Annotated in this window: 9 protein-coding genes; 4 read left to right on the top strand and 5 right to left on the bottom strand. The window is 65.6% G+C overall.

Translation table 11 applies throughout. The features are described from left to right. Positions 1-147: 147 nt before the first annotated feature. The 5 genes from G6038_RS20230 to G6038_RS20210 all read right to left on the bottom strand — a co-directional run bounded on the left by G6038_RS20230 (position 148) and on the right by G6038_RS20210 (position 6,266). Positions 148-774, bottom strand: coding sequence for a TetR/AcrR family transcriptional regulator (locus G6038_RS20230; protein WP_240918610.1), 627 nt, complete (start codon positions 772-774; stop codon positions 148-150). Positions 775-830: 56 nt separating this feature from the next. Then, entirely contained in the window at positions 831-2,846 is a 2,016-nt protein-coding gene (locus G6038_RS20225) for a 3-hydroxyacyl-CoA dehydrogenase NAD-binding domain-containing protein (protein WP_165039564.1), read from the bottom strand. A 90-nt stretch (positions 2,847-2,936) separates the two neighbouring features. Then, the gene (locus G6038_RS20220) at positions 2,937-4,280 is read right to left on the bottom strand and encodes an MFS transporter (RefSeq protein WP_165039563.1); all 1,344 of its coding nucleotides are present in this window, start codon (positions 4,278-4,280) and stop codon (positions 2,937-2,939) included. Positions 4,281-4,354: 74 nt separating this feature from the next. Next, positions 4,355-5,245 (bottom strand): CoA ester lyase, encoded by an 891-nt coding sequence (locus tag G6038_RS20215; protein WP_165039571.1) that lies wholly within the window; start codon positions 5,243-5,245, stop codon positions 4,355-4,357. Between the two features lie 349 nt (positions 5,246-5,594). Next, positions 5,595-6,266, bottom strand: a complete 672-nt coding sequence (locus tag G6038_RS20210) for a TetR/AcrR family transcriptional regulator (RefSeq protein WP_100055714.1) — start codon at positions 6,264-6,266, stop codon at positions 5,595-5,597. Positions 6,267-6,320: 54 nt separating this feature from the next. Between G6038_RS20210 and G6038_RS20205 the strand changes: the two genes are divergently transcribed. From G6038_RS20205 to G6038_RS20190, 4 genes are read left to right on the top strand one after another with little or no spacing between them, the layout of a single operon-like run. Continuing rightward, on the top strand, positions 6,321-6,932 hold the full coding sequence (locus G6038_RS20205) for a MaoC family dehydratase (RefSeq protein WP_346772869.1): 612 nt from the start codon (positions 6,321-6,323) through the stop codon (positions 6,930-6,932). A gap of 28 nt (positions 6,933-6,960) precedes the next feature. Next, a complete protein-coding gene (locus G6038_RS20200) occupies positions 6,961-8,907 on the top strand; it encodes an AMP-binding protein (RefSeq protein WP_165039561.1) in 1,947 nt (648 codons plus the stop codon). Positions 8,908-8,917: 10 nt separating this feature from the next. Beyond that, entirely contained in the window at positions 8,918-10,084 is a 1,167-nt protein-coding gene (locus tag G6038_RS20195) for an acyl-CoA dehydrogenase family protein (RefSeq protein ID WP_165039560.1), read from the top strand. Then, positions 10,084-11,232: a CaiB/BaiF CoA-transferase family protein gene (locus G6038_RS20190; RefSeq protein WP_165039559.1), complete on the top strand. Its 1,149-nt coding sequence runs from the start codon at positions 10,084-10,086 to the stop codon at positions 11,230-11,232. Before G6038_RS20195 ends, G6038_RS20190 begins: the two co-directional genes overlap by 1 nt. The last annotated feature ends 3 nt before the right edge of the window (positions 11,233-11,235 follow it).

Raw genomic sequence — 11,235 nt, 5'->3', positions numbered from 1 at the left:
ACCCCGATGGCCGCCTTCCAGACCCTGCTCGGCCTGCAGTCCCGGCAGCAGCCCACGACCTACCGGCAGATCGTCGCGACCGGACCGGGCGCAGCCAAACTCACCTGATCTAACCGGATAAGCATGATCGCCGTTATCGGGCCCAGCTCATTGGCGGCCGATCCCGTGAAGGACGAGGGCTTGTGCGTTTCGAATCAGGGATTGGAGGGCGCCTCGTTCAGGATCCCACCATTCGTTCGACCAGCTCAGGGCTCCGATGATCAGCCCCTGCGCTGCATACAGGTTCAATCCAGGGTGAAGCTGGCCAGCTTCGGCCGCCTCTGCCAGATGCCGTCGCCAGATCGCGCCGTACTCGCGGCGCAATTCCTGTTGGCGCTCTCGGATGGCATCGGGCATCTGGCTCATGTTCCGCGTCGACGCCGCCGCGTAGTGCGAGATCGTCAGCGCGACCTCCAGATGGCCGCCGACAGCCGCCAGGATCCGATCGAGTGGCGTCGCGGTTGCGGGAAGTGCCTCGATGACAGCGGTCACGTGCTCGATGAACCGGCGGTGCCCGACCGTCATTACCTCATCGACGAGATCCTCGCGCGAGGCGAAGTGGCGGTAGATCGCCGGCGTCTTGATTCCGACGATCTCCGCGATGTCAGAGAGCTTGGTTCCCCCGTACCCTTCCCTGTACATGACCTCTGCAGCAGCATCCAGAATGAGCTGGCGGGTGGACGCGCCGTCGCGCACGGCAGTATCTCCACCGTGTCGCTTGTTCGGAGCATCCATGGTCACTGCTCCACGGTAGTGGATCGCAGGCACGACCCTGTCGCCGTGGGTGCGCGTCATGGCCGTGTGCGAGCTTCGTCCAGGCACCGCGCGACAGATTCCGGGAGTTGCCCCCGTGCTGCGGGTTCTGCCACTGCGAACGTCACGGGGCAGGATTCGTGCACCACAGCGAGGGCACTGATGATCGCGCTGTCCTCCCAGGTAGACATCGCTCGGATCGGACCACCGAGCGCCTTGGGAAAGGCGAACCCTTCGGTCATGGCGACATCGATGTCGGACGCGCGTCCGGCGACTCCGGAGTCCAGCAGGGCCGCGGCCGCAACCAGCATCGACGCGAGGACTCGGTTTCGGATCTCCACATCGTCGATCCGGCGCGGCTCGATCCCCTTGATCCCCCGTTCGGTGTCGATGATCGTGTCGACCTCAGGATCAGGCTCTCCACGTCGAGAACCCTCCGGATACGTAAACCATCCTGCTCCGGTCTTCTGCCCGAGTCGGCCTGCTTCACAGAGCCGATCGGGGATCGCGACATAACGTTGCTGCGGATCCCTCGTCGCCGCCAGGCGCTTGCGCCGTGCCCAGGCAATGTCCAGGCCGGACATATCGGCCACAGCGAAGGGGCCGAACGGCATGCCGAGCCCGCGCATCGCACGGTCCACGTCGGCGGGTGAGGCGCCTTCCTCCACCAGGAATTCGACCTGGGTGCGGTAGTCGGCGTAGACGCGATTGGCGACGAACCCGTCGTCGATACCGGCCGGAATGCCGACTTTGTCAAGTGTGGTGATGATCCGGGCGAGGGTAGCTGCGGTGGTGTCGTCGGTCGCCGGAGTGCGGATCAGCTCGACGAGGGGGTTGCGGTGCGGCGGGTTGAAGAAGTGCAGCCCCGCGAATCGGTTCCGGTGCACGAGCGCACGCGACATCTCGTCGAGATCGAGATACGAGGTGTTGCTCGCGATCACCGTGTCGTCACGCAGGGTGGTCTCGAGAGCTCTGAGCAACTCGGTCTTGACCTCCATGTCCTCGAACACCGCGTCCATGACGAGATCGGCATCGGCCAGGCCGGTGATGTCGGTGGCGGCGCGGATCCCGCTTTCCTCGGCTGCGAGTCGTTCCACTGCGGCGAGATTTCTGTCGTAGACGACGACCGTGTAACCGTGATCGGCGAAGGTTCGGGCGAGGGAGGCACCCATGGTTCCCGCGCCGGCGATGCCCACCGTTCGCACCGCCGCCGGGGCGGCGGGTGATCGGAGAGCCTTCGCCGCCGCACGGCGCGCGAAGAACAGGTAGCGCAGGTTACGTGCTTCGTCCGATTTCCGGAGTCTGTCGAAGACTGTGCGTTCGGTGGTGAGCGCCTCGTGGACGTCGCCGTCGCCTGCGCGCCGAACCAGGTCGACCGCTTCGAGCACGTTCGGGCGTGCTCGTCGGCTCACCCGCGCGATGGCCGCGTCGACGTCCTCTTCGCGCGCGGAGGGCACCGGCCGGTCGATCACCCGAGATTTGGCCGTCATGGACCGGGCCAGCTCGACCGCACGAGCGACGAGACTGGCTGTCGGAACGATCTCGTCGAGTAGTCCGACGCGGAGTGCCTCCTCACTGTCGATTCGTCGCGCCGACGTCACCAGATCGATGGCGGTGGGGACACCGGTGAGGCGAGGCGTGCGCACGGTCCCTCCGGCACCGGGCACCATTCCGAGGGTGACCTCGGGGAACCCGAGCTGCACGGAGGGATCCCCGATCCGGCGATCGCAGCCGAGAACGAATTCGAGCCCACCGCCCAGAGCGAGACCGGTGATCGCGGCGACCACCGGCACGTCGAGATTCTCGAGGGCTGCGATGACGGACGGCAGTTGCGGCTCTGTGAGCTCGCCGGCGAACTCGTTGATGTCCGAGCCGGCATAGAAGTGTTGCAGTTCGGAGGCGACGACCACCGCGTCGACCGTCGAATCCGCGGCAATTTCTTGTAGCGTCCGGGCGAGGTCGGCTCTCAGGGACGCGTTGCCCATGTTCACGGGTGGGTTGTTCAGATAGATCACTGCGATCGATCCACGACGATCCGTGGTTACCGTCGACATGCTCAAACCTCTCGTCTGTGGAAATGAAGGGCGCCGAAACCCGAGAAGCCGGCACAGCGACATGCTGTGCCGGTTCCTCAGCGCGTCAGGTCACTGTTCGACACCTTCGGCGCTGCGGGCGATCAACTCGGCGTTGGTGTTCTCGTCGACTCCCTTGAACCCGAACCACGCGACGGAGGCGGCGATCAGGGAGATCAGCGCGAGGTAGTACCCGGGCGCCAGCTCGACGGAGGTTCCTCCCAGCCAGGTGGCCACGTAGGGGGCGGTGCCGCCGAAGACGGCGATGGAAATCTGGTACGGGACTGCGCCGGCAGAGAACCGGATGCGGGCGGGGAAGAGGTCGACCATGGAGACCGCCACGATGGAGGTCACACCGGCGGCGAAGAATGCGATTCCCATCAGGGCCAGCAGTGACGATGCGAATGTTTGCTGCTGGAGCAAGAAGAACGCCAGGGGGGCGAACGCGGCCATGCCCAGGGAGGAGAACATCGCGACCTGGCGTCGGCTGAGCTTGTCCACACACAGTCCGTAGAACGGGGACACGCAGGTATAGAAGAGCAGTGCGACGGCCAGGGCGCTGAGCGATGCGGTGTAGGTCAGTTCCGACACCTTCATCATGTAGGCCACCGTGAATCCGGTGAGCATGTAGAAGGAGACGCCGTTGAGCATGTTCCACCCGAACACCGTGGCCATCGATTTCTTCGCCACGCGGAAGCCCTCGGCGAGGGGCGCGGACTCGACCTGGCCGGAATCGCGGACCGCCTGGAATTCGGGGCTCTCCTCGATTCGCATCCGCAGGATGATGGCGATGACACCCAGCGGCCCGGACAGCAGGAACGGGATGCGCCAGCCCCACGAGCTGAGGTCGGCCTCGGTCAGCGACGAGGTCACGATGAGTGACACCACAGCTGCGGTGGCGGTCCCGACTCCGACGGCAGCGGGCGACAGGGAACCGTACCGGCCGCGCCATCCTCGCGGAGCGTGCTCGACCACGTAGATCGTGGCGCCGGCGTACTCGCCGCCGGCGGACAGCCCCTGGAACATCCTGAGGGCAACGAGCAGGACGGTGGCCCAGACGCCGATGCTGGCGTAGGTGGGCAACAAGCCCAGCAGGACGGTCGACAGGCTCATGAGGATCACGGCGGCCAGGAGGGATGCTCGTCGGCCGATGCGGTCGCCGATCCAGCCGAAGACGAATGCGCCGAGCGGGCGGATGAGGAACCCCAGGGCGAATACCGCGAAGGTGGACAGGAGCGCCGCGGTCGGGTCGGAAGCCGGGAAGAACAATACCGAAATGGTCACGGCAAAAAAGCCGTACAGACCGAAGTCGTACCACTCGATGAAGTTGCCGATCACGCCGGCGTAGATGGCACGGCGGCGCGCCGCCGATTCGGTGACATGCACCGGTGGTGTGGACACGTCGGAGGTGGGCATGGCGATCCTTCTGGATGGCTCGGGAAAGGGGGGGAGGGGTACGGCGCCGGTGAAGTGCCGATCCGAGGTCGGGATCAGACTGCGGACACTGCCTCGGCGAGGGCGATGACGCCTTCGGCGGTCTTGGCGTGGGCGAGATCGATGTGCTGGCCTTCGAAGTCGACCGCGCCGTGCCCCTGTGCCTCGGCATCACGGAAGGCCTGCACCATGCGACGGTAGAATTCGACCTTCTCGGGCGACGGTGTGAAGACCTCGTTGGTGATCTCGACATGGGACGGGTGGATGAGGGCCATGCCCCGGTAGCCGAGTCGACGATTGTCCTCCGCAAATGTCCGGAACCCGTCGAGGTCCTTGATGGCCTGCCACACACCGCCGATCGGGTGGTGCAGCCCGTTTGCCCGGCATGCGAGCACGATGCGGCTGCGCAGGTAGAGGGTTTCGAGGCCCTCAGGCGTAAATTCGAATCCGAGTTCACGTCCGACGTCGGCGTTCGGTCCCGTCGCGCCGAGGAGCGAGGCGACACGTGGCACGGCGGCAGCCATGTCCTCGCAGTTCGCCATCGACGATGCGGTTTCGAGGCTCAGGAGCAGCCCGATCTCCCCTGCAGGGAGGTTTCGGGTCTCCTCGAGATGGGACACGACGGCATCGATCTGGATGATGTCCTTGGCGTCGAAGGTTTTGGGGAGCAGCAGTCCTGCGACACCGGGGACAACGACTGCGTCGAGGTCGGCGCCCATCAGTCCGGTGACGCGACTATTCGGTCGCACCCATACATCGGCGCGAATGCCCTGGTCATGGAGTCGAGAGATCGACTCGACGACAGTCTTCCGGGCGAGTTCCTTGTCCGAGGCGGGAACCGAGTCCTCCAGGTCGAGAATGATCGCGTCGGTGCCCGTCGCTACGGCTTTGTCGGCCCATGATCCCTTGTGTCCCGGGACGAAGAGCATGGAACGATACGGTCGCAATGTGGTCATGGAGGGATATCTCCTTCGGGGTCTTACGCTTCCGGCCATGCTCGACGCACAGGCGCGGACAGGCAGTTTGACGGAATGAACTTCCGTATCAACGGAATTGGACTCAGTGTGGAGTGATCGCGATGAAGGCACCGGCACCTCTTGCTGTGTGAATCTATCGTAGATTAACGTGATGCAGATGACAATAGGCGAGTCGGGCCGAAGCGCTACGACAGTTCGACGCCGAGAAATGTGAGTTCCGCAATGTCGCTGACACTGCCGTTGATCCGGTGGACGGGCCGGGCCGGCGTCCAGGGCGGGGCCACTGCTGTGACCGGTGGTTTACGAGGCGGGAGACGCGCTAGAAGTGCGGCTCGATGAACACGGGGGAGGCGATCTCGGGAGGCCGGTTCTCCAAGCCCCTGCGAACAATGATCTGCGCGGTCTCGATCGTATCCTCGAGAGAAACGCTTTCCGGGCGCCACCATTCCACGGCCCAGTTCAGAGCGCCGAAGATGAGCATGCGGGTGAGGAACGGGTCGGCATCACGCCTGATGAGGCCGGCTTCGTGGGCGTCGTTGATGAGACCACGCCACAGCGCGCCGTAGGTTTCCTCGTCGACCCGAATCGCGTCGCGCATCGACTCGGGCAACTGCCGCGAGTTGCGCACCGCAGCGATGGTGTATTCCGACATCCCAAGGGTCACACGAAGATGCGCATCGACCGCAACCGCAATGCGTTCCAGCGGGTCGGTATGCGCGGGCAACCCGTCCAGGGCATCGCGAACATGCATGTTGACCTGCGTCGTTCCCTCGCGGATGACTTCTTCGACCAGCGCCTCGCGAGACGGGAAGTGGTAGTAGATCGCGGCCGCCTGCAGGCCGGCCTCCTTGGCGACCTCCGAGAGGCGGGTGCCGACGTAACCTCGCCGGCCGATCACCCGCGCAGTCGCATCCATGATGCGCTCGCGAGTTCGCGCAGCTTTGGTTCCAGCGGCCGAGGGCGACTCGGTCCCGCGTGTCGTGTCGGTCATCGGTTCGAAATTAGCACAGGACACGCCGTTGACGACAACGTTAATCTGCGTTAGATTAACGTTGTCGGTGGCGGTGCAGATCCCGCCTTCGACGTCCGCTCCGCGCACAGCGGATGCGAAATCTCCCCGGAGCCTGGCCCGCATTGCCAGGCGTTCTCCCCCAGACACCAGACGTGTTTAACAAGGCAACACACGGAAAGGCAGGGCGCAGACATGCCCGGTTTGTACTTCGAGGAATTCGAACCCGGTCTCGTCATCGACCATCCCACGAGGCGGACCGTTTCCGAGTACGACAACGTGCTGTTCAGCTCGCTGACGCTGAATCTCGCGCCACTTCACTTGGACGCGGAGTACAGCAAGGACACCGAATTCGGCCAGCGGCTGGTCAACAGCCTCTACATCCTCGGACTGGTCTGCGGCGTCCCGGTGCCCGAGACCACCCTCGGCACGACGGTCGCGAATCTCGGGTTCGAGGAGATCACCTTCCCCAAGCCGGTATTCCACGGCGACACGATCCACGTTCGCACCGAGATCATCGGCAAGCGAGAATCCAAGAGCCGCACGGATGCCGGCATCGTGTTCTTCCGCCACCTCGGCCTCAACCAGCGCGACGAGATCGTCTGCGACGCGCGACGCAACGGCCTCATGCTCAAGCGCCCCAGCTGACCCATCCACCACACAAGAAGGACGTGCAATGAAGGGTCAATGCGTCTTCGGGACTTCCTCCTCGCCCGCCTGGATCCCGACCGAGAAGATCATTTCCCGCAACCGGCTGCTCGGCGCGATGAAGCAGTGGGGATACGACTCCGTCGAAGACCTGCATACCGCGTCGATCGACGACCCCGAATGGTTCTGGCGGGCCGTGATCGAGGATCTCGACATCGAATTCGCGCGGCCGTTCACCGCTGTGCTCGACGACTCCGCCGGCAAGCCCCTTCCGCAGTGGTTCACCGGAGGGGAGATCAATCTTGCGCACCTGTGCTCGCACCGCTTCGCGACCGGTGCGGTCGCCGATCGGGACGCGATCGTCTACGAGGCCGACAACGGCGTGCGCCGGTCGCTGACCTTCGCCGAACTCGACCGTGAGGTGCGCCGCTTCGCCGCCAACCTGCAGGGCCTCGGGGTCGGCAAGGGCGACCGGATCGTGTTGTTCGCCCCGGTGGTCACCGAGACCGCGGTGGCATTCCTTGGCGCCGCCATGATCGGCGCAGTGGTCGTGCCCGCATTCTCCGGATACGGCGCCGAGGCCGTGGCCTCTCGCATCCGCAGCTCCGAGGCGGTCGTGCTCGTGACCGCAGACGCCACGACGCGCCGAGGCAAGCGGGTCCCTCTCAAAGAGACCGCGGACGAGGCACTCGCCGATACGTCTTCGGTCCGCACAGTCATCGTGGTGCGCAACCTCGGCGACGACGCTCCGATGACCGCAGATCGGGACCTCTACTGGGACGAGCTCCCCGCAGACCCCGACCCCGTCGAGACCGCACACACCGACCCCAATGATCCCGTGGTCATCGCCTACACCTCCGGAACCACGGGCGCACCGAAGGGCATCGTCCACTCCCACGGCGGACTGGCCGTCAAGTGCGGCGTCGACGCGGCGTACGGGTTCGACGTCCACCAGGGCGATGTCGTCGCCTGGATCGCCGACATCGGATGGATGCTCTACGGCGTCCTCCTGATCGGAGTCCTCCAGCACGGCGCCACGCTCGTGCTGACCGAAGGGGTGCCCACGTACCCGACCTCGTCCCGGCTGTGGGAGATCATCGAACGCAACGGTGTCACCCTGCAGGGCATCGCCCCGACCGCCGCACGCGCCGTCATGGCCGCCACCGGTGACGAGGCGATCGAACACGATCTCTCCACGCTCGTCTCCTTCGCTTCCACCGGCGAGGCCTGGGACGAACCCACGTGGCGGTGGCTGTTCGACCATGTCGGCAAGGGCGAACGTCCGATCGTCAACTACAGCGGCGGCACCGAGGTCCCCGGCGGGATCGTCGTCTGCTATCCGTTCCTCGCCGCCGACGCGGCGTCGTTCAACGGCCCCATGCTCGGCATGGACGCCGCCGTCCTCGACGCGACCGGTACGCCGGTCTTCGACGAGATCGGTGAGCTGGCCGTGATGAACACCTGGCCCGGCATGACGCATTCGTTCTGGCGGGACACCGACCGCTACCTGAAGACCTACTGGGACACCTTCCTCGATGTGTGGGTCCACGGTGACCTGGCGAGCGTGTCCCCCTCCGGGAGCTGGAAGATCCACGGTCGGTCGGACGACACGATGAAGGTGTCCGGTCGGCGGATCGGGCCGGCCGAACTCGAGGCCGCGCTCCTCAAGGATTCCCGCCTCGTCGAGGTCGCCGTGATCGGTGTGCCCGACGAGCAACGCGGACAGAAAGTCGTCGCCTTCGTCGTCGTCAAGGACGAGGACGTCGATCAGGACGACCTCGTGTCCACGGCCGAACACAACGTCGGGCGGTCGTTCGCCCCCACCGTCCACGTCGTCTCGGCACTGCCGAAAACCAAGAACGGCAAGATCATGCGCCGCGTCATCCGCGCGCGCCATCTCGACGAACCGACGGGTGACCTCGCCGCACTCGACTCGCCGGAAAGCTTCGGCGCCATCCCCCGTCTGCAGAAGTAGGAGAGTACTCATGAGCACCATCACCGACGAGAGCACCGTCGACGTCGTCCGGAAGGCGACACGAGAGCTGGCCCGCAGCTTCGACCTGGAGTACTGGCGGCAGAAGGACAAGAAGGCCGAGTACCCGCGCGAGTTCGTCAAGGCGTTCGCCGACGGCGGCTGGCTGGGCTTGATCATTCCCGAGGAATACGGCGGACTCGGACTCGGCATGACCGAGGCGGCCGTGATGCTCTACGAGATCTCCGCCTCCGGTGCCGCCAACAGCGGCGCCTCGGCGATCCATTTCTCGATCTTCCCGCCCGCGCCGATCATCAACTTCGGGTCCGAGGCGATGAAGAAGCAATGGCTGCCGAAGATCGCCAGCGGTGAGATCCTCATGTGCTTCGGTGTCACCGAACCCACCGCCGGCGTCGACACCTCCCGCATCCGCACCATGGCCAAGAAGGTCGACGACGGCTGGGTCGTCAACGGCCAGAAGGTGTGGATCAGCAACGCACAGAACGCCGACAAGATCCTGCTGCTAACCCGCACCTCGCCGCGCGACGAGAACAACCCGCTCGACGGCATGACGATCTTCTTCACCGACATGAACCGCGACCACATCACGGTCCGCGAGATCGAGAAGTGCGGCCGCTCGGCCCTCGACTCGAACGAGCTGTTCATCGACAATCTTCCGGTGCGGGACGACGAGGTCGTCGGTGAGGTCGGCAAGGGATTCCAGTACCTGATCGACGGACTCAATCCGGAGCGCATCGTCGTCGCCATGGAGCAGATCGGTATCGGTCGCGCCGCGATGGACATCGCTGTCCAGTACGCCAAGGACCGTGTCGTGTTCGACCGACCCATCGGCAAGAACCAGGCCGTGGCACATCCGCTGGCCGACTCGTGGATCCGCCTCGAGGCCGCCGAGCGCATGGCCATGCACGCGGCGTACCTGTTCGACACGGGCCAGAAGTGCGGCAAGGAGGCTGCCGCGGCGAAATTCCTCGGCGCCGAAGCCGGATTCGAGGCCTGCGACCGGGCGATGTCGACCCTGGGCGGCTACGCCTACTCGAAGGAGTACCACATCGAGCGGCTGTGGCGTGAATGCCGCCTGCAGAAGAACGCGCCGTTCTCGCAGGAGATGGTGCTCAACTTCGTCTCGCACAACGTGCTCAAGCTCCCGAGGTCGTACTGATGACCGCGCGGAACGGTGTCGGCGCACTCGCCGGCGTCCGGGTCGTCGTCCTCGAAGGACTCGGACCGACTCCGTTCATCTCGATGCTGCTGTCCGACATGGGAGCCGAGGTCGTCCGCGTCGCCCGCCCGCGGCACCGTTCCGCGCGCGAGATCGGCCAAACCACAGGACTTTCCCCGGAACGGGACGTGGTCAATCGCGGGACGAGTTCCGTGGAGGTCGACCTGAAAGACCCAGCCGGCATCGAGTCCGTGCTCCGCCTGCTCGACTCGGCGGACATCTTCATGGAAGGCTACCGACCGGGCGTTGTCGAACGGCTCGGCCTCGGTCCCGACGTGGTCCTCGACCGCAATCCGGCGATCGTGTTCGCGCGGATCACCGGCTACGGCCAGTCGGGTCGATTGGCGAAGTCCGTCGGCCACGACATCAACTACGTCGCGCAGTCCGGTGTACTCCACACGCTGGGGCACCCCGATGCACGCCCCCGCCCGGCGGTGAACTACCTCGGTGACTACGCCGGCGGCGGGGCCCTCGGCGCGTTCGGCATCGTCTGCGCCGTCCTCGAGGCCACCCGGTCCGGGCAGGGGCAGGTCGTCGACGTGTCCATGGTCGACGGTGCGGCGCTGCTCACCGCCCGGATGCAGGGATTGCGCGCTGCGGGCTTGTTCTCCGACGAACCCGGAACCAACCACATCGACAACGGCGCGCCGTTCTACGACACCTACCGGTGCGCCGACGGGCGATTCGTCGCAGTGGGCGCCCTCGAAGCGGACTTCTACCGGGCGTTTCTCGCCGGACTGGGCTCCGATACCGCCGCATGGCCCGACCGGGACGACGAAGGGAACTGGCCGCAGCTGCGGACCTTGATCGAGGACCGGATCGGCACCCGATCGATGGCCGAGTGGACCGAGATCTTCGACGGCACCGACGCCTGCGTCACACCGGTGCTGAACTTCCCCGAGGCCGCGCGCGACGCGCACAACGTCGAACGCGGCGTGTACGTCGACGTGGACGGAATTCTCCATCCCGCGCCCTCACCGCGTCTGCACCGGACCCCGGCCCGCCGACCGGGCCTGTCCGCCCGCGAGGGAGCCACCGTCGACGACGTCCTCACCACCTGGTCCACCCCCGCCGACCTCACCTCCTGACCC

The sequence above is a fragment of the Rhodococcus sp. 14C212 genome, from assembly GCF_011058195.1.
In the GTDB taxonomy this organism is placed as follows: Bacteria; Actinomycetota; Actinomycetes; order Mycobacteriales; family Mycobacteriaceae; genus Rhodococcus; species Rhodococcus aetherivorans.
This window is presented reverse-complemented; position numbering and strand designations above follow the sequence as displayed.